This is a genomic window from Vibrio sp. Vb0937 (assembly GCF_033338855.1).
In genome coordinates this window covers 52,030-78,739 of sequence record NZ_JAWOTK010000011.1, presented here as the reverse complement: position 1 = coordinate 78,739, position 26,710 = coordinate 52,030, and the positions used below count along the sequence as shown (strand labels likewise).

The window sequence follows — 26,710 nt, the reverse complement described above, 5'->3', positions numbered from 1 at the left end:
CGAACAAAAAGATCAATTCTAATTAACCGGATAATAAAAACGTTAGTTTGCGCAGATTTTTCATACAAATACACGCTAATGTGTTCATTTTATTGAAGAAGAAAAACTATAATCCAAGCAAATCATTAGTTTGAACACTAATGATTGTTTTATTTAAAAGGATGTATACCTAAGGAACGAAAAAGAGAAGTTTGACGACATTGGCCTGAGCTTAAAGGGTAATACTTTCGATACAGAACCTGTCGAACGACCATTACTTGGCCTAGGTGCCCTACTCTTCTTGCCAAATTAAGTTTCTTGAGAGCGCTTAGGTATATCAGAAAAAGGAAGTACATATGTCTGACTCAAATTGGCTCAGCGAATTCCCGGAAATGGATGCCTCTGATCTCAGGGCGATTCGCAAAACACTCGACGGCGCCTATAGAGATTTCTCTCGCGAGTATGGTGAACTCATTGAGTCTCTGTTTGATCCGCTCCTTGCTTTTCTTGTCTGGTTTGAAAAACTTCTGATTTCTACACCTTGGTTCATTATTTTAGGTGTCTGCACCACTCTCGTTTATGCCGCCAGCCGCTCTTGGAAACTGGCCGCTGCATGTTTTGGTTCGCTGATTCTGATTGGCTATTTTGGAATGTGGGAAGACACTATGCGCACGCTCAGTATCATCACTGTATGTACTATGCTTGCCATAGCACTTGGTATCCCTATCGGCATCGCTATGGCGCGCTCTAATCGCATTCAGTCGGTGGTAACACCATTACTCGACGTCATGCAAACCATGCCGGCATTTGTGTATCTCATTCCAGTTGTGATGTTATTGGGCATCGGGAAAATTCCTGGCCTTATCGCAGTAGTGATCTACGCGATTCCACCGGTTATTCGTTTAACCAATTTGGGCATTCGTCTAGTTGATAAAGAAGTATTGGAAGCCGCAACCGCATTTGGTGCCAGCACTCGGCAACGGCTTTTTGGGGTTCAGCTTCCGCTTGCAATGCCAACCATCATGGCGGGAATTAACCAAACGATCATGATGGCACTGTCAATGGTGGTCATCGCATCAATGATTGGGGTAAAAGGTTTAGGTCAGCCTGTTCTAAAGTCTATTACCAATCAATATTTCACTCTTGGTCTTCTCAATGGTTTAGCAATTGTCGCCCTAGCAATCCTTTTTGATCGTGCTTCACAAGCGTATGCGAAACGCACTCAAGCTCATTTAGGAGACTCAAAACATGACTAGTCCACTTATCGAAATCAGCGGTCTGTATAAAATCTTCGGCCCCAAGCCCAATAGCGTGATTGAGCGCGTTAAGTTGGGACATAGTAAAGAGCAGGTTTTAGCGGAAACGGGCCATACGGTCGGACTAAAAGACATCAACCTGCAAATTCAAAAGGGTGAAATTTTTGTCATTATGGGGTTATCCGGTTCTGGAAAATCCACCATGATTCGCCACTTCAACCGATTAATCGATCCAACCATGGGGCAGATCTTGGTAGAAGGGGTGGATGTCATGCAACTTTCTAACAAAGAACTTGAACAGTTTCGCCGTCACAAGATGTCTATGGTGTTCCAACGCTTTGGCTTACTGCCTCATCGCACTGTTATCGACAACATCGCATATGGTTTGGAAGTTCAGGGAATGAATAAAGAGGCGCGCTTAGAAAAAGCAAATGAATGGTTAGAAACCGTTGGACTGACGGGTTATGAGCACCAGTATCCTGCTCAACTATCGGGTGGACAGCAACAACGAGTGGGCCTTGCACGGGCACTGGCTACCGACGCCGAAATACTGTTGATGGACGAGGCTTTCTCAGCATTGGACCCTCTGATTCGGAGCGAAATGCAAGATCAGCTGGTAGAGCTGCAACAGAAGCTGCACAAAACCATTATTTTCATTACTCATGATTTAGATGAAGCGCTTCGACTTGGCGATCGCATCGCGATTCTTAAAGACGGTGAACTTGTCCAACAAGGTTCACCAGACGAAATTTTACTGCATCCTGCCGATGAGTACGTTGAAGCCTTTGTAAAAGACGTCAATAGAGCGCGAGCACTGACGGTCGAAACGCTGATGCAGCCACCTTCGTACTGTGTTCGCGCTGAAACCATTGAAGATGCGCTGAGTGAAATGAAAGGTGTTAAACGTGATTATGCCTACCATGAGACCAATGCAGGCTATCAAGGCGTGATAACACAGCAAGGATTGCTAAACGCAGCGAAGTTAACTCATATATCAGATTGGCGTGATGATATCTATGAAGAGGTGCCTATCATCTCTCCACATTTAGCCATTGAGCAAGTGCTGACTGAAGCCATGTCGTGTGAATATTCACTGCCCGTCATCGATGAGCACGGCAATTTGAAAGGCGAATTAAATCGTCAGGTTATTGCGGAGCTGTTTTCTGATCAACGAAGCACAAAACGAGGCACTTCACGCTCAAGCTTCAATAACGTTTCTTAGATGATGTTGATAATACAACTCACAATAATGTGGGCTGTTATCAATTAACTCGCTCCCACTCCCCTTTTAGATATTTGTCTGTGGGCTCAAGCTTGATACCCAAAGCAACATTTACATTGTTCTGATTTTCCTGACAATTTCATGCTCATATCCGGTTTTATTGACACAGTTAGATCATTCTATTGCTTTTTGATGACGCAAATCCTCGATAAATGTCTACTATTACTCTCATACAAAATCTTGATTTAAAGAGGGATAAAATGAAAAAGACAATGTTGGCACTAACAGGCGCGGTAATCATTCTTGCAGGCTGTCAAGATGAGAAACCTGCCGAAACAAGCGCAGTTGAAGTACCTCAGGCAACGGAAACTGAAGTCACCACCAGTGCAGACGTTACGACTGAGACAATTGACACGTTACCAGTAGAAGAAGAACAGGTAATTACTGAAGAGACATTTGTAGACTCTGAACACAACGCACAAAGTGCTCTGGACTGGAACGGCACCTACAAAGGAACACTACCTTGCGCGGATTGTGCTGGTATCGATATGACCATCACACTAAATCAAGATGGCACTTACGTACTTGAAGAAAGCTACCAAGACAAAGAAGACGGTCAATCAAAATCTGAAGGTCAATTCACTTGGGACGCAAATGGCAGCATCGTAACGTTGACAAATGAAGATGCACCAAACCAATACTTTGTTGGTGAAAACGTACTTATGAAGCTAGACATGAATGGCGAAAAAGTAACGGGTGACCTAGCACCACTATACAACTTAACGAAACAGTAAGAAGTTAGTATCAATACCTGATAAATACCCCAAATCCGAGCCACCCCAGCTCGGATTTTTCGTTATTTTAACGAAAACTATTTCAGCAACCTTTCTATTCTGAAGCAACATTCTGCTTCTTACCCTGATTGTTCATTACATTTCCATACGCTTTGCCGATAGATGCTTACAACATTATTTTGTACAGTGTTCAAAACAAAACAGAACAACTCGGAAAAATGATGAAAAAAACATTAATTGCACTACTTACTTTGACAGCTGCTGGCTCAGCTTTTGCTGGCGATACTTACATTCGTAACGGTAATATCTACAACAACGAAGGCGGTTGGAACGTAGAAGCTGGTGTGGCTCAAGGCAGCGATCTTTTCAAAGATCAAAAGCATAATACAGCACCAATTCTCAACGGTGGTTACCATGGTGACGACTTTAATGCCGACCTAAGTGGCATTAACTACCGCTTCTTCGGTAACACCAATGAGTTAATCAACATGAGTGCCTACCTTGTAGGTAGCGGTGTAATGCGCGACGGTGATACAGCGAAAAGCCTGAAAGGCACAGATAAACGCCGCTTCGCCGTCGATCTAGGTTTAAACGCAGACTTTACACTGGATCAAAACAACGTCATTTCTACGTACCTTCAGCACGATATCAGCGGTGCTTACAAAGGTTACTTAGCGGGCGCGACTTACTTCCACATCATGAAATTCGGTAGTGTTGATTTTGTTCCTTTTGCTAACCTAACTTATCAAAGTGAAGACTACGTAGATTACTACTTTGGTGTAAAACAACGCGAAGCAAACGCAAACCGCAAAGCATACAAAGGTGATTCAACGGTAAGCTATGGTGTGGGCTACAAACTTGTTATGCCAATCAACGACAACTGGCAAGTAAGCCAAATGACACAATACACGCGCCTAGGCAGCGGTATCAGCGACTCTTCTATCGTTGATAGTGCAAACCAATGGGTTGTTGGCGCAAGTGTGTCGTACAACTTCTAATCCGACACGCCCTTATAAAGCCATCATTTCGATGGCTTTATGCGTTGGACATTTGCATAATCTTGAACACAGACTCTAGTGTGAATGAGCAATCCATAACCTATGTAAATCGCTATAGCCTGTATTCTTCACCTGCACACCTCGCACTTGCTGTGTTTTTGTCACTTCTTCGTAGCCAACAAACAAAGGCAAATATAGGTACTGATCGCGCAGCGCTTTCTCTAGGTTTAATAAAGACTGTAGCGAGTGATCATCTGCCATCGCCCTGCGAACCTTTTCTCTGTGGCTTAACATCTGGCTTTGATCAAAACTAAAACGCAGTCCAGTTGCTATCGACAGCCATTCGAAGATGCCATATTCAAATGGTGCTTCCATGACTTCCTCAATGAAGAGCAAATCTGCTTGGTGAGACACTACCTCAGGAAAACTAATGTCATCAATAACGACGATCTCCAACTCCAATCCCGTTGCACGAATCACACTGTGCAACCATTCGGAATGGCGAATTAGACTCGGTATCGTCCAAACAGGTTCAGCTAATACCACTTTACCTTTCAGTTTAGGTATCACACCACCATCTGTTATTGATAAATCTTGCTCATGAGTCTCTAACTGAATGCTGTCAACGGCACTTGGCGCATCATAAATTCGCTTTTGCACATGGATGTAATCAGCGAGTTGATACCAAGTCTCTTTTGTGAGTTGGGATTCCACGCGTTCGCGGTAGGTCAGATATGAAAATGCGCTAATTTTTTCCACTTCAACGTGATCGGAGCTTTGGTTAAAGCTCAACATATTTAAGGTTTTAACATCACCATGAGACAGCGTTATTTGATCTAACAATGCGCGTGCTGAAAAATACTCTTTGTGCGCTTCAAGAGTCATACTCTCCTGGTTCCAGCCGCTGATTTTAAATGGTCCAGTCCCTATGTGGTAGGAATAACTAGAACCGAAAGAGACGACATCTCGACACAGAATAGACGCATGAGGAGTTGCTAGCATGTATGGAAACAACTTGTTCGGATGCTTCAATATAATTTTTAAGCAGTTAGATGTTTCTGCAACCACGCTATCAATGCATTGCCAGAGCTCGTGAACTGGTCCTTTTATCTCCCTGAGTCTTTCTATACTCCAAACCACATCCTGTATGTTAAGGGGCTCGCCATCATGGCGATATATGCCTGGCCGCAACCATAACGTCATTACCTTGCCTTCCATTTTCCATTCGTGTGCTAACGATGGCTCGATACCACCATTGGAATTTTGGGTCAGCAATACGTCATAAACGCTTTTCGCGACGTGTAATTCAGTGTGACGGTAAGTATTCGCAGGGTCGATTTTGGATACCCAAGGGTAAGAAGAAATCAAAATAGCGTTATTTGATTCATTCAATCGATTCACTTTTTCAGATGCGATAGTTAGTGCTCTAACCGCGGTTTGACCGAACCAATCAATAAGTTTCGTTATTGAGTTCATTCTTCCTCTGCCAAGCTCCTCAACCAAAAACTCGGTCATCGCTTGTTGGAGGGAAATATTAATACTGAGACGGCTAGCGTTACTTCGGCCAATCGCAGGTTGCCAATCGACCCAATCGTAAGTGGCAAGCTTTTTCATCACAATAGAAACATTGCGCCTCGACGTGCAAATCACCGCTTCTAGCTCAGAAAGCGTAACAAGGTGATACTGGTGAGGTTCAAAGTGCTTTAACAGTAGATCCAGATACCTAAGATTGACATCGTTCACAAAGATTCCTAAGAGTTATTCCAAAGCAAAAAAATAGCACAGGACGCTTAGCAACTAAACTTCCTGTGCTATATCTAAACAAATTCAAAGCTTGGACTCAGCTCGACCAACAGAAGTCAAAAACGTTTACTAAGCCAAGAGGTAACTTGAATAAGTATTCTTAGAAACGGTAGCTCATACCTACAGAGAACACATTGATGTCTGCATCAACCGTTACTTTTTCATTGCCAAATTTCGCAATGTCTAGCTCAGGCATCATGTATTCCCATTCAACTTGTAGAGCAAAGTTTTCAGTAATAGCGAACTCTGCGCCTAAACCGTACATGCCTGTTACAGTGCTGTCAGAAATGGTGGTATGGCCTGCGCTACCGTCAATCACAGAGTTGCTAATTTTGAATTCAGCATTGAAGTAAGAAAGACCAGCTTTAGCAAAAAGGTTGAAACGATCGCCAATCGGTAGAGTCGCTTTTGGCTGAATCGATAGATACTTCATATCACCAACAGTAACAACTTTGCCATCTAAAGCATCGTAGCCACCAATGGCTGCTTCTAGAGAAATGTATTCGTTGAATTTGTAACCACCGAATACTTTGCCTGAAAGGCTTGAGTCATCTTCAAGTTTAAGTTTAGTGCTAGCGTTAGTACCACCACCATTGATAGAGCCATTAACATCACCAAACGATGCTTGACCTACAGATGCACCAACGTAAGGAGCTGCGTTTGCAACAGAACATGTTGCTAGAAGGGCTGTCATTAGCCATGTTTTTTTAAACATTGTATTTCACTGCCTGTTAATTATTGAGGTTGTGTTTTGCCCATCCTTAAGCATGCCATGCTGTCCATTTCACTTGGTTTCAAAACCAAGTGGATGTTAATGAATAAAAACTCAATAAAACATGAAATATTTAGACACAACTTTGCCACTTTCTTTCTTAATTTTGACAATTTAGTCATTTCACAAGCATTGCTGCTTCAACCAGTTAGTGAGCTTGATGATTTCCGCTTGCTTGGCTCGACTCTTTTTATGAATAAAATAAAAGCTGTCTCCGGTTTCCAATCCATGAGAAGGGATGTACACCAAATCGTGCGCTTTATCTCTTTCATTGAGCATAAAATCATTCGCAAATGCGATGCCTTGATCATAACGCGCCGCCTCTATTGCCAACAACATATGACTAAAATGTTGAACATCGACATCTTTCGGCAAGGTGTAACCGCCCGCTCTGCACCACTCAGCCCAATCTTTTCCTCTCTCTCGATAAATTGAGTCTGTCGACAAAATAGGGTATCGCCAAAGCGCTTCTGGAATCGGTTGATCTTGCAACTCTTTCCAAATTTTATGGCTGCAGACCGGATACAACGTCTCCGCGTATAACTTTACCGACATGTAGTTTCGCTTTGGCTTCTCTACCGTGATAAAACAATCGCCAACGCTGTCTGTCTGTTCAGGATCACCAACGACCATATTGAGTGTCAGATCGATTTCTGGATGTAAGCGCTTAAAATCAGACAAACGCGGAATAAGCCACTTTACGGCAAGCGAGCTATAAATCGCCAACCGTATGCTGCCTTTGTCCCCTTCTCGCACCTTTTGGCTGGCCATCGCAATTGAGCTAATTGCTGGGCTAATATCCTCTAAATAGCGTGCGCCCGTATCGGACAAAGAGAGCTTTCTGCCTTGACGGATAAATAATGATTCACCCAAATAATCTTCTAATAATCGTATCTGGTGGCTAACGGCACTTTGCGTCACATTGAGTTCTTCAGCAGCAAGCGAAAAGCTAGAGTTTCTGGCAACAGATTCAAAACAGTGAACCGCTCTGAGTGGTGGCAATTTCATTATCTAAAAATCTCATACTTAAACTAATAAATATCACTTCACTTCATCCTATGACATCACCTACTCTTTGGCAAAGAAAGAGGAGAGGAAAAAGTGAAAGTTACATCGGTCGGAGCAGCGATGCTGCTATTAATTGTTGGAAATCTCATTGCGGTGCTTTCGGACTCTTTAATTAAAAGTGTCGGAAATGAAGTGCCTATTTTTCAATTTGTCTTTTTCCGACAAATTTCAGCGGTGCTTTTCCTGCTGCCAGTCTACTTGCTAACAAAAAATGCGCCTTTTCTTGAAGGGTTTAAGTGGCATGCTGTTCGCGCTCACGTATGGTTACTTGGTGCAATATTCATGGTTTTGGCGATCTCATCTTTACCGCTCGCAACTGCGAACGCGATCTTTTACGCCGCGCCATTAATCATGCTGCCGCTTGCCGCGATATTTTTTGGCGAACAGCTATCTAAACAATCGGTCGCGGCTGCGATCATGGGCTTTGCTGGAGTGTTGGTCATCATTCGTCCAGATCAAATCGACTGGGCAGCGATTTCGGCTTTAGTTGTTGCAATTACTTTAGCAATCAATAACTTGCTCATTCGAAAACTGCCAAAAAATCAGTCTGTGATGCAAACGTTATTGATGACAAACTTGGCAGGTATTCCAGTAGCCTTCTTGCTTGTTCTGATCGAAGCAGAACCTTGGGACTGGAGTGCTTTCCCTGTTGCTGCTGGCTCAAGTTTGTTCATCATGATTTATGCAGCAACATGTGTCATCGCTTACCGCTCGATCGATAGCAACAAAATTGCCAGCGCTGAATACAGTGGCTTAATTGGTGCCGTGTTTGTGGGATTGATTTGGTTTGGAGAAGTGCCTGATATATTTATGGCAATAGGAACCATTATGATTGTTGTGCCTCTGGTTTGGCTTTCTAAACGAGAGCGTCGCAAGAAAAAGTTGCAAGAGCAACAAGAAGCGCACGTTACTTAAAGTTGTGCTCTAACCCAAAGACTAAAAAACCGAGCCGTAAGTGCTCGGTTTTTTTATGTGGCTCTAATCGGTTTTTACGTAAGCGACTACGTGAGATAAAAACTGCCTTGCAAAGCGATCATTAAACCGGATGCGATATTCATGCTCGGCTTCCGACACTAGACGCCAGCCTTCAGCAAAGTATTCTTTGATATCATCAACCGCCTCTTCTTTATTTTTGATGTGTTTCGCGTTCCACTGATAAGTGCAAGAGACAACGATCAGCCCACCCACATTGGTGGTTTTTTTTAGAGCATTGATCACGCTAAGTGGCGACTCACATTGATCAATCACATTTAAACATACGACTAAATCAAAGCGAGATTGGAGAGTATCGAGCTCAAAAGGCTGGTTAATTAGCGTCAAATCAACATGAGCACATTTCTGTACGATACCTCTATTCTCTACCTCTAAAGTGTTTAAGGTGTTCACATCGTGAAGGTAAGTAAGCCCGACGCGCTGTTCTTCTATTAATAGTTGCTTCAAGCCATCCATTAACCTATTTGAAGGCTCCACAAGCGTCGCTTCTTTAAGGTTAGGTAAGCGTTGCACTAGCTCATAATAATTTCTTCCCAACGCCGCGCCAACCTCAAGTAGGGAATACGGCTGAACGCTGCTTTCGATTACCGCCTGCGCAATAAAATCAGCAACTTGGGAGCAGTGAGGTGATGACAAAAAAGAAAGTGGGACTTGTTTTGAGCGACTGGTTATCATCTCAATCTGTTGATCCTCAATGAACTTGTCGAACCATTGCGCTTCGAAATAACCAGCCAGACCGTGCTCGGTCAGGTAAAAATCTTCCATGCTTTTTCCGTTCGTACTTTAAGAAAAGTGATTGTATCGAACGCGGAAATTAACGGGTATTTCTGGCCGCACATTCCAATGGGAAAACAGATGAAAACGCCGCTTATGTGAAAAAGCCCTTTCGTCTCAAAGATAAAAGGGCTTGTTAATTACTTCGGTTGAGGAGCTAGTTATTGCGGAAGAACAACTTTGCCATCTTGAATTGGGAACGTTTTTGTCGCTGGCTTGCTCGCCAAGCGAACCGTCGTTGGTGCACCTGAAACTTCGTAAGTGACGTCGTAACCCACTACTTTATCAGATGTCGTATATTCTGTATGACACTGTTTTTTCGTCGTTGTTACTACATCACCTTTTTGCACATTTTCCTGGATCTTACGACCTGTCAGTGCACCAGCAATCGTACCAGCTGCAGTTGCAATCACTTTACCTGAGCCACCACCGATTTGGTTGCCCAGCGCAGCTCCAGCTGCTGCGCCACCAACCGTACCAATAATTTTATTGTCATCCGCAGGGGCAACTTGCTCGGTTACTACCACATCTTTACATACTTGGTGCGGCTTTTTCACCGTTTCAGTCACCGCTTCAACCAAAGTAATGTTTGCTTGAGTTGGAGCTGGTGGCGTTTTGTCTTTACAGCCTGCTAGTACAGCAACAACTGCCGTTGCAATTGCGATAGATTTCATATTCATGATTTACATCCCAGTATGGTTTGCTTTGATGAGCGTTATGGTAAATCGCAAAAGGGAAATCACATCAGACGAAAACAAACCCTCTGTTATTAACAAGTAAAGAAACACTGTTTTATAAGAGGTACGTCAAGAAACACTCAGCAGAATGTCAACAGAGATAAAACTGTATCACTACTGATTATGATTGGGCTGGACTAGTCTATGAGATTTATTTTTAAGCCAAGCTCAAAAATAGTTCGTCATCCGTTAAATACTTATGACGGTGGCTTAGATTACGCACGTGCATAAACATAAAATCAGGGAAACCAGGCGCTATAATGTTATTTGGTTCCCAGCATACACCGCCAACAAACACATATCGCCCCTGCTTGTCATCTTCGTGAAGGGGGTTATTAAGAGGAGAAGAAAACTCTGCTCGGCAACCTTCAACCACACAAACAATTTGTCCTTTAAAAAGGCCAATCACGCGCTTTACAAGATTTGCCTTGATACCACACCTCCATGCTTGGCGAGTGGCCATCTCATAGCCATATTTTCGGATCGCTTTCTTTTGCAAATGTACTACTAGGTTCATTTTGACTCCTGATTCAAGCAACTACGTGAAGCCCAAAGTCATAAAAGCAGATAGACGTCTATACCCGAGTGAGCTCATGGTACGTGGGAATAAACTACGTGATTAGACTGAGTTTAGTGTCGGATGAGATACACCGTCCACGATGCTGTAACGTATCGATTTACACTAATCAAAGGCAGATAACACATCAACTTTTGAGTGCTTTCCTGCGCTGTATCTGGTTACTTCTGTATATTACTATAACGAAATCACCCTCCACGTTTACCTATATAAATTTGTCGTAACGATAGAGGGTGCTTATCAAGGAGAGAGGATAACGCCTACGCGTCAATGAGATAATTTTGACCTTCAGTTTCTAAACGATCGATCATTTTACGACACTCATTTAAATCAAGAGGTTGTTCAAAGCGGCGCTTGAGATTCATCAAAAAGAAGATATCTTCACACATGGCTTTCTCAGGTTCGTCACTGATTTTGGCGACCGGTGAACCATTGCACGTGACCATTTTTATCACGATAGAAAGTGGCTGGTAGGCTTCACCATCTTTATTGACATAATCACCCATATCATTGGCAAGAAAAGTACCTATACCAAAACTCACCTGAATACGTCCTTGGAAATACTCGCAAATATCTAACGCTTGTTCGAAGTTAAGTCCGTCGGTAAACACCAGTGTTTTTGTTAATGGGTCTATATTCAGCGACTGGTAGTGTGCAATCATTTTTTCACCCCAGCTATAAGGGCAACCACTATCGTGACGTACACCGAAGTACGCGTTACTTAGTTCTTCATCAAAGTCTTTAAGGAAAGCATCGATACCAATCGTATCGGTTAACGCAATACCTAGTGCACCATTAAACATTTTTTGCCAACGTTGCAACGCCACTTTTTGCGAATCTCGCACATTCACCAGAGCTTGGTGTCCCATAAACCATTCATGAGCAACGGTGCCGATAGGCGTCAAGTTTAGCTCTTTTGCTAAGTGATAGTTGCTTGTTCCTGTCAAACATTCCGGCACTTCCTGGCACAAATATTCCAGCATAGTGCGCTGAGCTTGGAAGGAAAAACGTCGACGCGTCGACATGTCAGAAAATTTAAAGTTAGTGATGTTACGACGTTTTAGTTCCGACTTTAGGTGCCGAATTTTCTCTTCTAAAACAGTGGTAAATTGCGCAACAGGGATATCTGACCAACGCTGACGGCTACGAACTTCAGACACGATGCTCATGATGATCGTTTCGTACAAGATGGTATCTCGCCACAAGCCGTTAATGGTAATTCTTAACTGGCTTGAGCCATCAGCCATGGCTTTATTATGGAAAGAGACATCACTTTGTGGGTTGAAACGGAAATGGCGCAGTGCATCAACAAAGTCAGGATTCAGGTAAGGCGCGACACGCTTAATATATTCAATTTCTTCTTGCGTAAATTGAATATCTTGCAGTTTAAGGACTTCGGCTTTTACCTCGGGCAAAAGCTCAGAGAGGTCTTCCTCACTGCGCACGATAAACTTATATGACACCATCGCATCAGGGTAAAGCGCTGTTACAGCGCTCATCATATTGACTTTGTAGACATCGAAATCCAAAGCGCTTTGAATGATGCGGGAAGAAAATAGTTTGGTGGTCATTAGGTGCCCTTCTACATGCCCTTCCTGGGTATATAACTTTTTGTTACTAACTAATTTGCGTAAACAATAAACACCCATCTATAGTTTGTCAACTTTTGTTACTAACCACTCATTTTTATAAGGTTTTTTTGTCTAGAATTCGAGCAAGTATTGTGAATAAGTCAGAGTCATCCGTAAATTTATGCTCTAACCGTATTAAGAACACTACCGAAAACGTTTCTAACAACTCGTTACTTACCCATTGATTGACCACTTGTTATGCGCTAGATTACTTACAAATCAATATTAGGACCCAACCATGATCGTATCTGTCGACATTATTCCATTCAGGCTATCTGGCTGTGCCGATAAGGGATTGGAAGTGTTGTTGATTAAACGTTCAAATCCAAATCGGCCATACCATGGAGTCTGGGCACTACCGGGCGGATTTGTCTTTGATAAAGACTTAACCAGTGAAGGCGGACGCCCGGCCGATGAAAACTTTGAAGCGGCGCGTCGCCGAATTTGCCGTGAGAAAATCCATACCTACCCTCGCCATTTTAGCGAAGCGTTTATCGACGGTGATCCAAAGCGCGATCCAGAAGACTGGAGCTTAAACATTACGCACTACGCCTTAGTTGATCGTAACAATGTAGAGCAAATAAATAATGCAGGTGTACCGGAATGCCAACTTAAATGGTTTTCGCTACAGGCTATTCTCAATGGAGAAGAAACCCTCGCATTTGATCATCAAAAAACCATTGAAAAAGCGTGGCAAAAGCTTCGTGCATCCATTGAATACACATCGGTTCTTTTGTTTGCATTAGACAAAGAGTTTTTGGTTGCGGACATCATTTCTGCTTATCAAGAGTTTGGTATTGATATCAGCCGAATGACGATTAAGCGCCGCTTGATAGATTCGGGCGTACTAAAACCCACTAATAAAGTCGCTTCTACCAACAAAGGTAAAGGTGGAAAACCCGCAATGGTATATACGCTGACTAGCGACGAAGTAACCTTTTTTCAAAACTGTTTGCGTGGATAAACGCAGACAATCAGACAGACAAGGAGTCTGCCATGACTGTTCGAGTAAACTATCAAACTACAGCAGTGATCGACGTTGATCCAGAGAAAGGTTTTAGTGAGTTATGTCCAAATGAACTGCCCGTTGCAGGTGCGTTGGAAATCGTACCGGAGCTTTTGAACAATCATGCCAAAGGCCGATTAAAACTGGTCAGTCGTGACTTGCACCCACCGAAAGCAAAATGGGATGCAGAATCGCCAGCCAATATGCTTGAGCCCGTTGGTTTACCGAATGTGGATATAAAGTGGAACCGTCACTGTGTGCTTGGCACAACAGGTTCTGAGCTGCTAGATGGCTTACCACCCGTGTTGGACTACGATTTTCAAGTTAATAAAGGTATGGATCCTGACGCACACCCTTACGGTATTTTTTTCCATGATATTGCCGACACCAAAACGACAGGTGCGCATGAATTTCTAAAGTTCAACGGGATTGATACCTTAGTTATCGGTGGCCTTGCCTTAGACTTTTGTGTGAAAAAATCCGTCATGCAAGCGCTGGAACTTGGCTACAATGTGGTAGTTAATCTTGCTTCAACTCGTGCGGTGCTGCCTGATAATGTAGAGAATGTGCTGACAGATCTCAGAGATAATGGCGCATTATTTGTCGAAAAAGCGGACGACATCATCGTAGAAAAGTTCGCTTAGAAACGATAGTAACCGAGAAGGATTTCACCATGCATCAACATGAAAAATTGAATTACGTTGAATTTGGTTCCACTAATGTCAGTGCGACCAAACAATTTTTTGAGCGTGCTTTTGACTGGAGCTTTACCGATTATGGTCCAGAATATTCTGCATTTTCAGGACAAGGGTTGGATGGCGGATTCTTCAAATCTGAGTTTATAAACCAAACCGCAAATGGTGGCGCACTTTTAGTATTTTATAGCTCAGACATTCAGGCCACTCAGACAAAAGTAGAGCAGCATGGTGGAAAAATTATCCGCCCTATTTTCGAATTCCCCGGCGGCTGTCGATTCCACTTCACTGAACCGAGTGGAAATGAATTCGCAGTATGGTCAGAGAGCCATTAAGTCATCACAAATCAACAACACACTATCAACGTGAGCCCAAGCTAGCCAGATCCGGAACTGGCATTACATTTCTGGTTGACCTCATCCTTGGTTTAATTCACTGTTAGCGCAACAATTAATCGATGAGGCGCTAGACCTCGACCAAGGATGTCAAATGACTGCCGTCAGTTTTTTTCGCTTACTCTGCCTCGCTGCTATTTGGGGTGGCTCGTTTCTGTTTATGCGAGTCGCCGCCAACACATTCGGGCCGGCTTACTTAATCGAATTTCGAGTTACATTTGCCGCCGTCGCTTTGTTATTGATCGCCGTATATTTGAAGAAGAAACTCACGTTAACTGCGCATACTAAACACTTCTTTATTATTGGCTTATTCAATAGCGCAGTTCCATTTTTACTCTTTGCGTACGCAGCCCAGACACTGAATGCATCAACTTTAGCAATATTGAACTCAACCGCCCCAATATGGGGAGCACTAGTTGGCTTTGTTTGGTACCGCAGCCCACTCACAGCGAAATCTGTTCTCGGTATGCTAATAGGCATTGGAGGCGTTGCAGTCTTGGTCGGCTTAGATACTTCAACCATAGGTGAAGAAGCCATGCTCCCTATTGCCGCCAGTTTGATGGCTTCTTTCAGCTATGGCATTGCTACCAACTACACTAAAAATGCGCCACAAGTACCTGCTTTTGACAATGCTCACGGCAGCATGTGGGCGGCGGTTATTTGGGTACTGCCGCTGCTACCATTCTTACCAATGCGTACAGAACCAAGTCATTTCGAATGGAGCTCTGTTGTCACGCTCGGCGTTGTATGCACAGGGTTCGCTTATTTGCTCTATTTCCGCTTAGTTTCTGATATCGGCCCAGCGTCAGCACTGACTGTCACTTTTCTTGTTCCTGTTTTTGGTATCTTATGGGGCTACTTGGTGCTAGATGAGCCCGTCGGCTCTAACACCATCATAGGAACAATTCTAGTGCTTAGCGGCACTATGCTAGTCACCGGTTTCTCCCCAACAGCAATGCTCGCGAAGCGAAAACGAAGCGTGGCTTAATCAGCCTAATATAACTTCCACACCTCGCTTTTTGATTTGTTCAAGGTCGCTTTTCGGAGCGGCTTTGTCAGTCAGCAGCAATGATATTTCGTCAGTCTTACCAATTGATGAGGGATAAATTTGCCCAAATTTACTAGAATCCGTTAGAACAACATTGCGCCTTTTTTTCGCAATGATGGTTTCTGCGATCTCAGCGCGCATCATGTCGCGGCTAGTAAAGCCAGTGTCTTGATGGAAGCCGTCAATACCCAAGAAGGCCGTGCTGAAATGAATGTTCTCAATACACAACTTAGTCAGCGGTCCGACCAAGCTCTCGCCTTGGTGCTGATACACGCCACCAAGCAAGATAATGTTGGCAGAAGTGTTACGGATGAGATGGGCGATATACGCCGATGGCGTAATGATGGTCACATCGCCGCGCTCAGCCAATGTCCGAGCCAACAACGCATTGGCACTGCCTCCTTCAATCAGCACTGTCTCATTCGGTGCGACCAAATCCGCAGCTTGGTTTGCGAGCGATTGTTTAATATCGAAACGTACTTCTAGACGGGCATCAATGTCATCACTTTGCAACGCGGTAGCTGCGCCGTGAACGCGCTTTAGGTAGCCCTGTTGCTCCAGAAAGTTCAAATCCTGTCTGATGGTCACACCCGACACGCCAATGATGTCAGAAAGCTCTGTGACTTGAACGCGTTTACGGTCGTTCACTAATTGCAGGATTTCATTTTGTCTTGGGTTCACAGGTTCGCTCCTTATTGATGAGCTTACAGTATACTCACCTGATGTTTCATATGAAAAGAACTTGAAAGTAAAAAGGAAAAAACGCGTGGTCTGATTAGCCAAGCTGTACCTTGCGAATATCGCTCCCATCAACAGATAATAGGGCAACGAAAATGGGATGGAAGAAGAGGGGTTAACTCCCTACATCCCAACAACGATAGAGACTAGGATCAAAGTAATGGAAGAAATTTACTTCGCAGGCGGCTGCCTTTGGGGCGTGCAAGAATTTATGCGCCACCTTCCGGGCGTAATCAACACAGAAGCCGGGCGAGCAAATGGCACAACGGATAACACTCAATCCGAATACGATGGCTACGCAGAGTGCGTGAAAACCCAGTTCGATGCTGAGCAAGTTTCGGTTGAAACTTTAATGGGGTATTTGTTTGAGATAATCGACCCTTACAGCGTTAACAAGCAAGGTGAAGACGTAGGTGAGAAGTACCGTACTGGTGTTTATAGCCAAAACGAACAGCATCTCACCATCGCGAAAGCGTTTATCGCAGCACGACCGGACGCCGACAAGATCGCCGTAGAAGTACTGCCACTCACAAATTATGTGCCAAGTGATGATGAGCACCAAGACAGACTCACAAACTTTCCGAATGATTACTGCCACATCCCATTAGATTTACTACATAAATACAGGGATAACTCGTAACCATTCAGTCAGCATCGCTTTAAAAGGCAAGATGCATATCAGTTTAAATCGATGCCTTCCACTAATGACAATGTCATTTCTGCCGCCGATATTTCCTTACAACCCGACGAGTTTTGTCCGCACCACAACGGTGTGAATTCATCTCGGTTTTGCTTTTCCATAAGCGCTCTTAGTTGAGCCATTTCAATGGAGGCGTATGGGAATTTCGGCGCAAACTCACTGATGTAGCCTAGCTCCGACATCGCGCGATTCACAATGCCTCTCGCTGGTCGGCCCGAGAAAACATTGGTCACAGCGGTATGTTGCGCGCGTTCACTGGCAATGGCATATCGATGTAAAGACGATGTTTTCGCCTCATCACACAACAAATAGGCGCTGCCAACTTGAACGGCACTCGCTCCTAATCTCAACGCGGCTTCCACCCCTCTTCTATCAGCGATTCCGCCTGCAGCAATAACAGGCAAATTCACCCGTTTGGCGATTTGTGGTAATAACGCAATCAAACTTAATTGAGTAGTTAAATCATCCGATAAAAACATACCTCGGTGTCCACCAGCCTCCAAGCCTTGGGCGATAATACCGTCAACGCCTTTTGCTTCTAGCCAAAGTGCTTCGTCCACCGTGGTCGCTGACGAAAGGATCTTCCCTCCCCACCCTCTAATTCGAGCTAACAGATCATCGTCTGGCAAACCAAAGTGGAAACTGATCACTGGCGGTGCAAATGGTTCAATCGCGTCAGCAATATCATGATTGAAAGGCATCCTTGTCGGAGCGTTTGGCTGAGCCTGAACGGTTGCATCAACCTCGGAAAAATACGGTTGCAGCGTTTTTTGCCACTTTTCGTGCTTGTTGCCGTCATACTCCGGCATTTCATGGCAAAAGAAATTGAGGTTAAACGGTCGGTTAGTTGCCTGCTTGATAAGTTGAAGTTCTTTTACGATGGCGTCTTTGTTCAGCATTCCACAAGGTAACGAGCCAAGCCCGCCAACATTACTGACGGCTATGGTCATTTGGCTGTCTTGCACACCGGCCATTGGCGCTTGAATAATCGGTAACTCTGTTCCCAAAAGTGTATTAAATACCTTATTTATCATGACCTTTCCTTGAAAACTTAACCTTTACCTGTGATGGATTTGCGCCATCGTTATCCAGACTAGACTTTCACATGATTAAACACTTATAAAGTTAAAGTGATGCATTTGTGCGCTATGCACTTTTGATAGAAATGACAAAGGGAGCCTATGGCTCCCTTAATATGCTGAATAACAAGAATCAAAGTGACTATCGTACGACATCTGATTCAAGCTCTAGCTCTGCCACAGACAGCATGGCAAACTCTTCCTCGGCGGTTGCTGCCACCAATTTGTTGCGGCTATATAACCCATAATAAACACCACCGATAAGAAACAATCCCATTGTCATGAAAAAGGCTGAGGGATCAAAAGCATAAACACCTGTCATTGCGATCAAAGAAAGCACCAGAGAAATACTCGAAGTAATTATCCCACCAGGCGTTTTATATGGACGAGTTAATTCCGGCTGTTTAATTCGCAATAAAATATGGCTCAAGGACATTAATGCGTACGATACAGTCGCACCGACAACAGCCATCGCCAAGATTAAGTCCCCCTCACCCGTAAGTGAAACCAAGAACCCAAAAACGCCCGGAACCAAAAGCGCACGAGAAGGCACTTTTTTGTCACTGGTTAATGACAAAGTTTGCGGTAAATAACCCGCGCGGGAAAGCGCAAACACCAAGCGACTGTAACCATAAATGATTGAAAAAAAAGAAGCGATAAGGCCAGCCAATCCAAGTAAGTTCACGGCCATTGCTACCGTTGAATTGCCCGTAAGCTTTAGGGCGTCAACTAATGGCACCGCGCTATCGCCTATGACCTTTGAGCCAACCGCACCAGCCAAAAGGAAGACTACGAGAGTTGCGGTTAGCAATAAAAACAGCATCGCACCAATGATGCCTTTGGGAACATCTTTTGCCGGATTTTTTGCCTCCTCTGCCGCTAAAGGCACACCTTCAACCGCAAGAAACAACCACATTGCAAATGGCAACGCAGCCCATACGCCATACCACCCAAACGGCAAGATTTCTGTTGCCTGAGCCGTCGCCGGAGCAATATCGAATAAGTTATTAACGTCAAAGTGACCAATAAGCACAGCAGCAGTAATTAGAATAGCTAGCACAGCCAAACCGCTGATGACCATCATTACTTTGAGAGCTTCGCCAACCCCTGCCATATGAATAGCGATAAAGACGGCGTAGAAAAGTGCGTAAACAACAGGACCATCGATACCAACCAATTCATTAACTGCTGAGCCAATAAAAATCACTATCGCAGCAGGCGCGAGCGCATATTCAATCAAAACTGATAAGCCAGTGAAAAAGCCACCTGTCGGCCCCATCGCCTGTCTTGCGAAGCTGTAACCACCACCCGCAGCAGGAATAGCCGCAGACATTTCAGCTAAAGACAATACTAGCGTGAAATACATTACTGCCATCGCGATAGCAGCAATAAGAAAGCCTCCCCATCCTGCTTGAGCGATGCCAAAGTTCCAACCGGCAAAGTCACCAGATATAACATACGAGACACCTAAGCCAGCAAGTAAAATCCAACCTGCGGTGCCTCTTTTTAGCTGCCTTTTGGCCAAGTACTCCTGATGTTTAGACATAGTAAATCCTTCTACTTTGATGAAATTAAAAAGTTGTCGCTGTGTTTATCTTCAACGCTTGCGCCACTTGGCTCATTGATATCGGAGCGATCTTTCAGATTCACTCCTGACAGTTGTAATTTTCGAGCCTCCTTGAGCAAGTAAAATGCGCGTTCACAGGCATCGTCATAGTTGAGCCCCTGGGGACGCACATTGGAAATGCAGTTTCTTTGGGAATCTTTAGAGCCTCGTTTAGCCCCCCAAGTGAGATACATACCCATGCTATCCGGAGAAGTTAGACCGGGTCTCTCTCCAATTAAAACCAGCACGGCCTTGGCGTTAAAACATTCACCAACATCATCCCCTACCGCTACTCTTCCTTGCTTTACGATTGTGATAGGTGCGAATTTCCATTGATGTTCATCATCAGCGCTTAAAAGAGAAATCAATCGAGTAACAACAGGCACGGCATGGTTTTGAATTGCGACGGAAGAAAGTCCATCAGCAATAACAATCGCAAGATCAATGTCAGTGTTATGCTCATTTGCTATCAAGTTGAGCGTTTGCCAAGAAGATTCATCGAGTTGCCTTCCTAAATCGGGCCTTTGCAGGTACATAAGCCGATCACTTACTCGGCTGCTCACTACCACTGGAGGCTCTAAGGTATTTTCAAGAATCGAGTAAGAGTCCGACAAACCAGCAACGAGAGACTCAATATTCAAACTGCAATGCACTGCATCCATAGCTTGGGCATGATCCAGCTGAAATGAGAGTAACTCGTTGGTTGGTACACTGTTCCCGCTACGACCCAGAGCGATCCGAGCAGAGGTGAAGTCACGTAACTTGCCCCACGGGTTGTATGTGACAACTTCAGACTCATCTTGTGGGGACTGAGCAATGGTGATTACTTTACCCATGAGAATACCCCTTATTCAGTTGGTTAATTGCTCCCGAAAACGAGCGAGAGATTTGCTCACTTAACCGAACGTCTTGCACGCTCTCGAAAATCTGCATCTCCATTAACCATTGTTCGAACTCTGGTGCTGGCTTCAAACCGAGTACTTTTCTTGCGTAAAGGGCATCGTGAAATGAGGTAGTTTGATAATTGAGCATGATGTCATCAGACCCTGGAATACCCATGATGAACGAGCACTCGGCCACACCTAATAGTGTCAGCAAGTTATCCATGTCATTCTGATCGGCATAGGCATGATTGGTGTAACAGATATCGCAACCCATAGGTAAACCAAGCAACTTCCCACAGAAATGATCTTCAAGCCCAGCACGAATAATTTGCTTGCCATCAAACAGATACTCAGGGCCAATAAACCCAACGACAGTATTAACCAACAAAGGATCGAACTGTTTCGCGACAGCATAAGCGCGGGCTTCACAAGTCTGTTGATCGACCCCATGAAATGCATTCGCAGACAGCGCTGTACCTTGTCCGGTCTCAAAATACATCACATTGTTTCCTACACTGCCTCGATTCAAAGACAACGCGGCTTCATGGGCCTCTTTCAAAATCGACAAGTCGATTCCGAAGGTATCATTCGTCCCTTGCGTGCCGCCTATCGACTGAAAAACGAGATCGACTGGTGCACCCATTTCAATGGCTTCGATCGTGTTCGTGACATGAGTTAACACACAAGACTGAGTCGGTATTTGATAGTGTTGAATCACCTCATCCATTAAGTTCATTAACTTAATAGCTTGAGGTACATTATCTGTTGCCGGATTGATACCGATAACCGCATCGCCATTTCCGTACATCAGACCATCAAAAATGGTCGCTGCGATACCGTTGAGAGAATCAGTGGGATGATTCGGCTGTAAGCGAGTAGACAGGCGACTCGGCAAACCTATCGTATTCCGAAAAGCCGTGACAACTTGGCATTTTTTAGCAACGAGAATCAAATCCTGGTTGCGCATAATCTTACTGACTGCGGCCACCATTTCTGGTGTTAAACCTTGACGAATTTTAGCCAACGTTTCACCATCGGCTTCTTCACTCAGCAGCCAATTTCGAAAATCTCCGACCGTCAAGTGCTCAATCGGCTTAAAGGCTGCAAGGTCATGCGTATCGATAATTAGGCGAGTGATATCGTCGCTTTCGTATGGAATAACCGCCTCGTTAAGAAACGTTTTAAGTGGTAACTCAGACAGCGCCATTTGTGCGACTACACGTTCTGCCGCTGACTGAGCACAAACCCCGGCTAACGCATCGCCTGAGCGTTCCGGTGTCGCTTTCGCCATCAAGTCAGCTAATGACTTAAAGGTATAGACTTTACTTCCTTGTTGCCGACGATAAGTTGCCGTCATTGCTCTTCCTCTTCACTATTTGGTTCGCTTTTTGCTGAACTATCAATAAGCTTTAAGAAAGTATTGCCAAATGTGTTCCGTAGCGTTATCAAAAACTGGCAACATTTATAAACCAATAATAAACAATGAGTTATGTAAACACTGCTCCAACATGACTCACAAAAAAGGAATGAGCATCACAAGGATGAGTAACCAAATGCCCCAAACTGCACCAATGCTGTGCATCCATCACACTAAGGATGCAAACCAACAAGCTGCGAGTCTGATAAACTGGCAACAGGAATATGACCAACTCAGCGATGGTCGATTTTTAGGTCAAATTCGAGAACGACGATTTCCCAATTTCCATGTGTTTCGTGAAGACAGTAACCGCTCGCTAAGACAGCAATGCAGGGTTGAAGAGGGAGGTATTTGGTTGGGTTTGAGTGCGGAAAATAAGCCGCTACACCTAAATCACAGTCAGTTTAATTCAAGCCAACTTTTGCTTAGGCAAGGTGGCGCTGATTTTGAGTTAATGACACCGGAGCAGTTTTCTATCTATGGAATAGTGCTCGACAAAAACTTCGTTCACATCATAGAAAATCAACTTGAGCTTGGGAGTATCCAAAACAACACATTACACTTAACGGGTTTGACGGAAAAACACATTCAACAACTTAAATACTACTTAGGCACGTTACTTGGTTCCGCCGAGCCAAGATGGTCTGAAACCACACATCAAGCAATCTTAAAAGATATTGTGCTGGAGTTGTTCTCACTCAGTTCACTGCACACGAGCCATCCGATATCAATCTCTCATCGTCAACACGTGATGCACCGTATAAAACAACAGCTACAGGATCTAGACTACCGTACACCGATAACCGTCAGTGAACTGTGTGACGCAGTACACGTCAGTCGTCGCACACTACAGTACACCTTTGAACATTGCTGTAATACTTCCCCAAAGCAGTTCATACATCGAATGCGCCTGAATCAAGTACGTAGAGTGCTACAAAGCCCTGAAGATAATCGAACAATTGCAGAAATCGCTTTTGACTTTGGTTTTTTCCATCTCGGGCAGTTCAGTCAAAGCTACAAGCGGCTATTTGGTGAGACGCCAACTGAAACGAGAAAATGGGAGCCCAGCAAATAAAATGACAGGCAGTATATTCTTTCAGATCCTGCGTTGGGGCCATGTTATGCAGTCGCAATGATTTGCTGAAACTTAGCATGAAGCTCTTCAAGTGCCGCTTCAACATCCGGTTCTGCACGGCTCAAGTGCGAGATTAACGTCATAAAATAGCAGTCAAAAATCAGCGGTATTTTTCCCTCAAGGACGGAGCTTCCGTTTACAGATTGAAACAAAGCTTGGTTAAACGACTGATAATAATCCAAATCCCAAATCACTTCTTTCAACAAAGCTCGGCTCAGCTCAACGTTCGCAAAATAGTAGCGATAGTATTTCTCCGTCAGCGCCAAACCAATGTCGATATCGGTTTTACCTTCCACACTGATTAGCGTTTCTTGGCTGATCTGTTGCAGTTGCGCCAGCATCCCTTCGCGCAAAATCGACAGTTTAGTCGGGAAATGGCTAAACACTGTGCCATCGGCTACTCCTGCTTCTCTCGCTATCTGCCTTGTGGTCGTCATGTCATAGCCATTTTGAGCAAAAGATGCCCATGCGGCTTTTAGAATTTTATCTCTGGTTTGTTGTCGCTTCGTCATTGATGTGTCTGCTTAATGAGCCTGAAAGGATCATACCTTGCGTGGTTGAGATTGACAAATTGAGCGCGCTCATTTATAAAAATGAGCATGCTCATTTTATGTAAAAACAAAAGGAATCGCTCATGTACGTATTAAACAAACTAGGCCAAGGATTGATTTTCTTCCCGACCATCTTCTGCTTTTCGTATATTTTAAGACCGATATTAATGGTCATCCTTATTCCAGGAGGACTCGCACTTTTGGCGTTAATCGGTGGCGCAGAAGTCAGAGCAGAACTCAAAGCCATGCTGCTTGAGGAGTTTTTTGGCGTTAGCCCATCGCACACCACCTCGAAAAAGGCGTGAGTGCGCTACAAACGTTGGCAAGGCTAAGTAAAAAAGAAAACGCGCAGATATCGAGATCTCAATGCCTGCGCGTAGATGTGGTGAAAATAAGACTGGCGTTAGTCAGTATTCATGTTCTGACCAGTTCGCCATAAAACGCCACTAGGGTCAAACAAACAACATTCGCGCATGCCCCAAGGTTGCTCGACCAGCTCAGTCAAACGCGAACCAAATTCTTCATGACCCACTTTGGATAAGTGCTGATGCCAGCTTTCTGCGTCTTCTACGAGCAAATGCATCATGAGGTTATTGCCGTGTTCTGGCTCATAAAAATTCTGTAAAAGAAACGCGCAGCTACCTTGAGAGAAGTATGCTACATCACCGAAGTCCGATGCCATTTCAAAGCCAATCGCCTCATAAAAGCGTTTTGATAGCGCGTAATCTTTCGCCGGAACAAATGATTTGATTTCAACAATATTGAGGTTTTCCATTTCCAATTTCCTAAGCCTTTTTCCATAAAACTGACTGACGTAATCTCGCTCTATGCCTTCTATTCGCCTTGCGTAATCTGCTGTGATGACAGTGGCACACACTCTGCCATTTGCGTTTGTAACCACGTGATAAATTTATGTTCGAGTTCTGTACGCTTTTTATCTTGACTCAATAAAACGTAATTGCAACTTGATGGAGAAAACCCAAATGGTGCGACCAAATTACCACGCTTAATATCGTCCATGACAAAAGGATACGATCCCATTGCGACGCCTAAGCCATCCACCGCTGCTTGTATGCAAAAATAAAAATGCGCGAATGATTGCTGAGTGTTGCCGTTGAAAGTTTCACAACGTGTTGATTGCTGCCAATCCGCCCAAGCATTCGGTCTGGTTTGGCTATTCAACAATCGAGCTGCTTTCAAATTGTCTTTAATGGATTGCCAATACTCAGGAGAAAATACCGGCCCCACCCACTCTTCCACAAGAATGGTTTTGTCGTAATCGTGATGCTGCGCAAAATCGTCTCGACGAACCGCCATCGAAAGCCCAGTTGATCCTAATGTTACCGGGCCACCAGCCGTCGACAAACGAACATCAGCACGGTGTTCATCATTAAACGCGGCCAACCTTGGCATCAACCAGCGCATGGTTAATGTCGGTTCACAAGACACTTCAAGATGCTGATGCTTCTCTTGCATAAGCGTATTCACGCCTGTTTCTAGCGTTTGGAATGCCGTTTCTGTGTATGTCTTGAGTAATTCGCCTTCTGCCGTCAACACGACTTTCCTGCCCTCTTTGAAGAACAAAGGTTGAGACAGATATTGCTCAAGTTGCTTGATCTGCTTACTCACGGCTCCGTGGGTAATGTTCAGTTTGTCAGCCGCTTCAGTGTAGCTTGAAGAACTCGCCGCAACGTGGAAGACATAAAAAGATTTCAGGTGACGCATCTGTGAGTTTTTCTCACCAATATGGGAATATTTTTCGATTATAGTCAGTAATAAAGACGCCTACAATTCCGCTACATCCCAGACTTCATCATTCAAACAGGAAATCGATATGGAATTTGTAACTCTTGCGTTATTAGGTGTGCTTATTGTTATAAGCCCTGGCGCAGACTTTGTTTTGGTATTAAGAAATAGCTTAAATCAAGGACGAAAAGCAGGCGCATACAGTGCGATTGGTATCAGCATGGCGATCAGCATCCACATCGCTTACTCCATGCTGGGGATCAGTTACTTAATTTCACAAAATGAATGGTTGTTTAATCTCGTGCGCTATCTTGGGGCCGCTTATCTTGTCTACCTTGGGATTAAAGGAATATTCTCCTCGCAACCTGCATCAAACTCAGAAACCGTTCAACAGAGCGAGTATTCAATGTGGCGATTTTTCATGCAGGGGTTTCTGTGTAATTTACTCAATCCCAAGACGATGCTGTTTTTTCTGAGTATTTTTAGCCAAGTGATTTCTCCCGACTCTAGTCAGCAACACATCGCCTTGTTCTACGGGATTTATATGATTGCGCTGCATGGTATTTGGTTTTCTATCGTTGCTGTTTTATTCACGTCATCCCAGCTACAAGCTTTCTTGTTGAAGATTAAGCATCGACTCAATCAAGCATGTGGGGCGGGATTGATCATTTTCGGCGCGATGCTGGGCTTAAAGGTGTAGTACGCTTGCGGTCCGATTACCCCAATTCAAATTGATCATTGAACAAGTGGCAGTAATCAAATAAAAATCTACACTATCAATACTTTAAATTAGAAAAAAACAGCCAACGTGCGCTGGCTGTTTCGATACAGTTAATGGATGACCCGAGCGTCCCCTTTAAATAACTGAGACAGATCGATAGTGAATATCGTCACTGTCGGACGTTTAGGCAGAGCATTTTCGATCGAAAACTCTGGCCCAGCTGGAACGAGGGGGAAGTGAATAGCAGTCGGCCACGTTGACGAAGCTTCATTACCGCCCGGCTCAGATATTGAGAAAGAAAACGCAGGTAAACGGGTCATAACACTTACCTCAAATGACTGATTAGCGGGCTCAAGCGAGCCCGCTTAGGTTTTGCAATGTTATT

The 26,710-nt window shown here is 44.2% G+C and carries 29 protein-coding genes; 13 read left to right on the top strand and 16 right to left on the bottom strand.

What is annotated here, in order from left to right; all coding sequences use genetic code 11:
* Positions 1 to 335 precede the first annotated feature (335 nt).
* The 4 genes from R7P67_RS15250 to ompV all read left to right on the top strand — a co-directional run bounded on the left by R7P67_RS15250 (position 336) and on the right by ompV (position 4,249).
* Positions 336 to 1,235, top strand: a complete 900-nt coding sequence (locus R7P67_RS15250) for an ABC transporter permease (protein WP_005373926.1) — start codon at positions 336 to 338, stop codon at positions 1,233 to 1,235.
* Positions 1,228 to 2,457, top strand: a complete 1,230-nt coding sequence (locus R7P67_RS15245; RefSeq protein WP_154204190.1) for a glycine betaine/L-proline ABC transporter ATP-binding protein — start codon at positions 1,228 to 1,230, stop codon at positions 2,455 to 2,457. Before R7P67_RS15250 ends, R7P67_RS15245 begins: the two co-directional genes overlap by 8 nt.
* Before the next feature lie 260 nt (positions 2,458 to 2,717).
* Positions 2,718 to 3,251, top strand: coding sequence for a copper resistance protein NlpE (locus R7P67_RS15240; RefSeq protein WP_005373930.1), 534 nt, complete (start codon positions 2,718 to 2,720; stop codon positions 3,249 to 3,251).
* Positions 3,252 to 3,472: 221 nt separating this feature from the next.
* Positions 3,473 to 4,249 carry an outer membrane protein OmpV gene (gene ompV / locus R7P67_RS15235; RefSeq protein WP_017635134.1) on the top strand — a complete coding sequence of 259 codons (777 nt, stop codon included), beginning with the start codon at positions 3,473 to 3,475 and terminating at the stop codon, positions 4,247 to 4,249.
* 75 nt (positions 4,250 to 4,324) lie between these two features.
* Here ompV and R7P67_RS15230 read toward each other — a convergent pair whose 3' ends face one another.
* From R7P67_RS15230 to R7P67_RS15220, 3 genes are all read right to left on the bottom strand, one after another.
* The gene (locus R7P67_RS15230) at positions 4,325 to 5,992 is read right to left on the bottom strand and encodes an ABC transporter substrate-binding protein (protein WP_130546440.1); all 1,668 of its coding nucleotides are present in this window, start codon (positions 5,990 to 5,992) and stop codon (positions 4,325 to 4,327) included.
* A 160-nt stretch (positions 5,993 to 6,152) separates the two neighbouring features.
* Complete coding sequence (locus tag R7P67_RS15225; protein WP_005373936.1) at positions 6,153 to 6,767, bottom strand: outer membrane beta-barrel protein; 615 nt, start codon at positions 6,765 to 6,767, stop codon at positions 6,153 to 6,155.
* 180 nt (positions 6,768 to 6,947) lie between these two features.
* Positions 6,948 to 7,832: a LysR family transcriptional regulator gene (locus R7P67_RS15220; RefSeq protein ID WP_005392662.1), complete on the bottom strand. Its 885-nt coding sequence runs from the start codon at positions 7,830 to 7,832 to the stop codon at positions 6,948 to 6,950.
* A 93-nt stretch (positions 7,833 to 7,925) separates the two neighbouring features.
* On the opposite strand from R7P67_RS15220, the gene R7P67_RS15215 reads away from it, so the two are divergent.
* A complete protein-coding gene (locus R7P67_RS15215) occupies positions 7,926 to 8,807 on the top strand; it encodes a DMT family transporter (RefSeq protein ID WP_005373940.1) in 882 nt (293 codons plus the stop codon).
* A gap of 63 nt (positions 8,808 to 8,870) precedes the next feature.
* On the opposite strand, the gene R7P67_RS15210 is transcribed toward R7P67_RS15215, so the two are convergent.
* The 4 genes from R7P67_RS15210 to pncB all read right to left on the bottom strand — a co-directional run bounded on the left by R7P67_RS15210 (position 8,871) and on the right by pncB (position 12,544).
* Positions 8,871 to 9,650, bottom strand: coding sequence for a class I SAM-dependent methyltransferase (locus tag R7P67_RS15210; RefSeq protein WP_262652639.1), 780 nt, complete (start codon positions 9,648 to 9,650; stop codon positions 8,871 to 8,873).
* Between the two features lie 170 nt (positions 9,651 to 9,820).
* Positions 9,821 to 10,339, bottom strand: coding sequence for a glycine zipper 2TM domain-containing protein (locus tag R7P67_RS15205; RefSeq protein WP_262652638.1), 519 nt, complete (start codon positions 10,337 to 10,339; stop codon positions 9,821 to 9,823).
* 214 nt (positions 10,340 to 10,553) lie between these two features.
* On the bottom strand, positions 10,554 to 10,913 hold the full coding sequence (locus R7P67_RS15200; protein WP_017819785.1) for a hypothetical protein: 360 nt from the start codon (positions 10,911 to 10,913) through the stop codon (positions 10,554 to 10,556).
* Positions 10,914 to 11,233: 320 nt separating this feature from the next.
* Positions 11,234 to 12,544: a nicotinate phosphoribosyltransferase gene (gene pncB, locus R7P67_RS15195; RefSeq protein ID WP_047102848.1), complete on the bottom strand. Its 1,311-nt coding sequence runs from the start codon at positions 12,542 to 12,544 to the stop codon at positions 11,234 to 11,236.
* 298 nt (positions 12,545 to 12,842) lie between these two features.
* On the opposite strand from pncB, the gene R7P67_RS15190 reads away from it, so the two are divergent.
* The 4 genes from R7P67_RS15190 to R7P67_RS15175 all read left to right on the top strand — a co-directional run bounded on the left by R7P67_RS15190 (position 12,843) and on the right by R7P67_RS15175 (position 15,688).
* Entirely contained in the window at positions 12,843 to 13,568 is a 726-nt protein-coding gene (locus R7P67_RS15190) for an NUDIX domain-containing protein (RefSeq protein ID WP_005373953.1), read from the top strand.
* A gap of 32 nt (positions 13,569 to 13,600) precedes the next feature.
* On the top strand, positions 13,601 to 14,254 hold the full coding sequence (locus R7P67_RS15185) for an isochorismatase family protein (RefSeq protein WP_262652637.1): 654 nt from the start codon (positions 13,601 to 13,603) through the stop codon (positions 14,252 to 14,254).
* 29 nt (positions 14,255 to 14,283) lie between these two features.
* Positions 14,284 to 14,640: a VOC family protein gene (locus tag R7P67_RS15180; RefSeq protein ID WP_042523322.1), complete on the top strand. Its 357-nt coding sequence runs from the start codon at positions 14,284 to 14,286 to the stop codon at positions 14,638 to 14,640.
* Positions 14,641 to 14,794: 154 nt separating this feature from the next.
* Positions 14,795 to 15,688, top strand: a complete 894-nt coding sequence (locus R7P67_RS15175; protein WP_222712025.1) for a DMT family transporter — start codon at positions 14,795 to 14,797, stop codon at positions 15,686 to 15,688.
* Here the strand turns inward: R7P67_RS15175 and R7P67_RS15170 are convergent, their stop codons facing one another.
* The gene (locus R7P67_RS15170) at positions 15,689 to 16,429 is read right to left on the bottom strand and encodes a DNA-binding transcriptional regulator YciT (RefSeq protein ID WP_262652636.1); all 741 of its coding nucleotides are present in this window, start codon (positions 16,427 to 16,429) and stop codon (positions 15,689 to 15,691) included. It lies immediately after the preceding gene.
* A gap of 217 nt (positions 16,430 to 16,646) precedes the next feature.
* Between R7P67_RS15170 and R7P67_RS15165 the strand changes: the two genes are divergently transcribed.
* On the top strand, positions 16,647 to 17,126 hold the full coding sequence (locus tag R7P67_RS15165; RefSeq protein WP_005388723.1) for a peptide-methionine (S)-S-oxide reductase: 480 nt from the start codon (positions 16,647 to 16,649) through the stop codon (positions 17,124 to 17,126).
* A gap of 38 nt (positions 17,127 to 17,164) precedes the next feature.
* On the opposite strand, the gene R7P67_RS15160 is transcribed toward R7P67_RS15165, so the two are convergent.
* From R7P67_RS15160 to R7P67_RS15145, 4 genes are all read right to left on the bottom strand, one after another.
* A complete protein-coding gene (locus R7P67_RS15160; RefSeq protein ID WP_017635125.1) occupies positions 17,165 to 18,220 on the bottom strand; it encodes an NAD(P)H-dependent flavin oxidoreductase in 1,056 nt (351 codons plus the stop codon).
* A gap of 187 nt (positions 18,221 to 18,407) precedes the next feature.
* Positions 18,408 to 19,811 (bottom strand): ethanolamine permease, encoded by a 1,404-nt coding sequence (gene eat, locus R7P67_RS15155; RefSeq protein ID WP_171342651.1) that lies wholly within the window; start codon positions 19,809 to 19,811, stop codon positions 18,408 to 18,410.
* 11 nt (positions 19,812 to 19,822) lie between these two features.
* Positions 19,823 to 20,707 (bottom strand): ethanolamine ammonia-lyase subunit EutC, encoded by an 885-nt coding sequence (gene eutC / locus R7P67_RS15150; protein ID WP_017635123.1) that lies wholly within the window; start codon positions 20,705 to 20,707, stop codon positions 19,823 to 19,825.
* Positions 20,700 to 22,112, bottom strand: coding sequence for an ethanolamine ammonia-lyase subunit EutB (locus R7P67_RS15145; protein WP_213889591.1), 1,413 nt, complete (start codon positions 22,110 to 22,112; stop codon positions 20,700 to 20,702). The genes eutC and R7P67_RS15145 overlap by 8 nt, the downstream gene beginning before the upstream one ends.
* Positions 22,113 to 22,296: 184 nt before the next feature.
* Between R7P67_RS15145 and R7P67_RS15140 the strand changes: the two genes are divergently transcribed.
* Entirely contained in the window at positions 22,297 to 23,247 is a 951-nt protein-coding gene (locus R7P67_RS15140) for a helix-turn-helix domain-containing protein (RefSeq protein WP_005373973.1), read from the top strand.
* Between the two features lie 44 nt (positions 23,248 to 23,291).
* Here the strand turns inward: R7P67_RS15140 and R7P67_RS15135 are convergent, their stop codons facing one another.
* The gene (locus tag R7P67_RS15135; protein WP_262652632.1) at positions 23,292 to 23,819 is read right to left on the bottom strand and encodes a TetR/AcrR family transcriptional regulator; all 528 of its coding nucleotides are present in this window, start codon (positions 23,817 to 23,819) and stop codon (positions 23,292 to 23,294) included.
* Positions 23,820 to 23,941: 122 nt separating this feature from the next.
* On the opposite strand from R7P67_RS15135, the gene R7P67_RS15130 reads away from it, so the two are divergent.
* Positions 23,942 to 24,163, top strand: a complete 222-nt coding sequence (locus tag R7P67_RS15130) for a hypothetical protein (RefSeq protein WP_017635120.1) — start codon at positions 23,942 to 23,944, stop codon at positions 24,161 to 24,163.
* Positions 24,164 to 24,261: 98 nt separating this feature from the next.
* On the opposite strand, the gene R7P67_RS15125 is transcribed toward R7P67_RS15130, so the two are convergent.
* A complete protein-coding gene (locus R7P67_RS15125) occupies positions 24,262 to 24,633 on the bottom strand; it encodes a VOC family protein (RefSeq protein WP_318086018.1) in 372 nt (123 codons plus the stop codon).
* Positions 24,634 to 24,692: 59 nt separating this feature from the next.
* Positions 24,693 to 25,583, bottom strand: a complete 891-nt coding sequence (locus R7P67_RS15120) for a LysR family transcriptional regulator (RefSeq protein WP_054728666.1) — start codon at positions 25,581 to 25,583, stop codon at positions 24,693 to 24,695.
* A gap of 109 nt (positions 25,584 to 25,692) precedes the next feature.
* Between R7P67_RS15120 and R7P67_RS15115 the strand changes: the two genes are divergently transcribed.
* Positions 25,693 to 26,304 (top strand): LysE family translocator, encoded by a 612-nt coding sequence (locus tag R7P67_RS15115; protein ID WP_262592060.1) that lies wholly within the window; start codon positions 25,693 to 25,695, stop codon positions 26,302 to 26,304.
* Between the two features lie 131 nt (positions 26,305 to 26,435).
* Here the strand turns inward: R7P67_RS15115 and R7P67_RS15110 are convergent, their stop codons facing one another.
* A complete protein-coding gene (locus R7P67_RS15110; RefSeq protein ID WP_005373984.1) occupies positions 26,436 to 26,645 on the bottom strand; it encodes a hypothetical protein in 210 nt (69 codons plus the stop codon).
* Positions 26,646 to 26,710: the final 65 nt, after the last annotated feature.

What these genes read in the sequence shown, in the direction of transcription:
- R7P67_RS15240 (WP_005373930.1), top strand. Translation starts at nt 2,718, where the DNA reads ATGAAAAAGACAATGTTGGCACTAACAGGCGCGGTAATCATTCTTGCA.
- R7P67_RS15115 (WP_262592060.1), top strand. Translation starts at nt 25,693, where the DNA reads ATGGAATTTGTAACTCTTGCGTTATTAGGTGTGCTTATTGTTATAAGC.
- R7P67_RS15145 (WP_213889591.1), bottom strand. Translation starts at nt 22,112, where the DNA reads ATGACGGCAACTTATCGTCGGCAACAAGGAAGTAAAGTCTATACCTTT.
- R7P67_RS15180 (WP_042523322.1), top strand. Translation starts at nt 14,284, where the DNA reads ATGCATCAACATGAAAAATTGAATTACGTTGAATTTGGTTCCACTAAT.
- R7P67_RS15185 (WP_262652637.1), top strand. Translation starts at nt 13,601, where the DNA reads ATGACTGTTCGAGTAAACTATCAAACTACAGCAGTGATCGACGTTGAT.
- R7P67_RS15250 (WP_005373926.1), top strand. Translation starts at nt 336, where the DNA reads ATGTCTGACTCAAATTGGCTCAGCGAATTCCCGGAAATGGATGCCTCT.
- R7P67_RS15225 (WP_005373936.1), bottom strand. Translation starts at nt 6,767, where the DNA reads ATGTTTAAAAAAACATGGCTAATGACAGCCCTTCTAGCAACATGTTCT.
- eat (WP_171342651.1), bottom strand. Translation starts at nt 19,811, where the DNA reads ATGTCTAAACATCAGGAGTACTTGGCCAAAAGGCAGCTAAAAAGAGGC.
- R7P67_RS15165 (WP_005388723.1), top strand. Translation starts at nt 16,647, where the DNA reads ATGGAAGAAATTTACTTCGCAGGCGGCTGCCTTTGGGGCGTGCAAGAA.
- R7P67_RS15220 (WP_005392662.1), bottom strand. Translation starts at nt 7,832, where the DNA reads ATGAAATTGCCACCACTCAGAGCGGTTCACTGTTTTGAATCTGTTGCC.
- R7P67_RS15125 (WP_318086018.1), bottom strand. Translation starts at nt 24,633, where the DNA reads ATGGAAAACCTCAATATTGTTGAAATCAAATCATTTGTTCCGGCGAAA.
- R7P67_RS15205 (WP_262652638.1), bottom strand. Translation starts at nt 10,339, where the DNA reads ATGAATATGAAATCTATCGCAATTGCAACGGCAGTTGTTGCTGTACTA.
- eutC (WP_017635123.1), bottom strand. Translation starts at nt 20,707, where the DNA reads ATGGGTAAAGTAATCACCATTGCTCAGTCCCCACAAGATGAGTCTGAA.
- R7P67_RS15245 (WP_154204190.1), top strand. Translation starts at nt 1,228, where the DNA reads ATGACTAGTCCACTTATCGAAATCAGCGGTCTGTATAAAATCTTCGGC.
- R7P67_RS15190 (WP_005373953.1), top strand. Translation starts at nt 12,843, where the DNA reads ATGATCGTATCTGTCGACATTATTCCATTCAGGCTATCTGGCTGTGCC.
- R7P67_RS15130 (WP_017635120.1), top strand. Translation starts at nt 23,942, where the DNA reads ATGTACGTATTAAACAAACTAGGCCAAGGATTGATTTTCTTCCCGACC.
- R7P67_RS15210 (WP_262652639.1), bottom strand. Translation starts at nt 9,650, where the DNA reads ATGGAAGATTTTTACCTGACCGAGCACGGTCTGGCTGGTTATTTCGAA.
- R7P67_RS15140 (WP_005373973.1), top strand. Translation starts at nt 22,297, where the DNA reads ATGAGTAACCAAATGCCCCAAACTGCACCAATGCTGTGCATCCATCAC.
- pncB (WP_047102848.1), bottom strand. Translation starts at nt 12,544, where the DNA reads ATGACCACCAAACTATTTTCTTCCCGCATCATTCAAAGCGCTTTGGAT.
- R7P67_RS15120 (WP_054728666.1), bottom strand. Translation starts at nt 25,583, where the DNA reads ATGCGTCACCTGAAATCTTTTTATGTCTTCCACGTTGCGGCGAGTTCT.
- R7P67_RS15175 (WP_222712025.1), top strand. Translation starts at nt 14,795, where the DNA reads ATGACTGCCGTCAGTTTTTTTCGCTTACTCTGCCTCGCTGCTATTTGG.
- R7P67_RS15200 (WP_017819785.1), bottom strand. Translation starts at nt 10,913, where the DNA reads ATGAACCTAGTAGTACATTTGCAAAAGAAAGCGATCCGAAAATATGGC.
- R7P67_RS15160 (WP_017635125.1), bottom strand. Translation starts at nt 18,220, where the DNA reads ATGATAAATAAGGTATTTAATACACTTTTGGGAACAGAGTTACCGATT.
- R7P67_RS15110 (WP_005373984.1), bottom strand. Translation starts at nt 26,645, where the DNA reads ATGACCCGTTTACCTGCGTTTTCTTTCTCAATATCTGAGCCGGGCGGT.
- ompV (WP_017635134.1), top strand. Translation starts at nt 3,473, where the DNA reads ATGAAAAAAACATTAATTGCACTACTTACTTTGACAGCTGCTGGCTCA.
- R7P67_RS15135 (WP_262652632.1), bottom strand. Translation starts at nt 23,819, where the DNA reads ATGACGAAGCGACAACAAACCAGAGATAAAATTCTAAAAGCCGCATGG.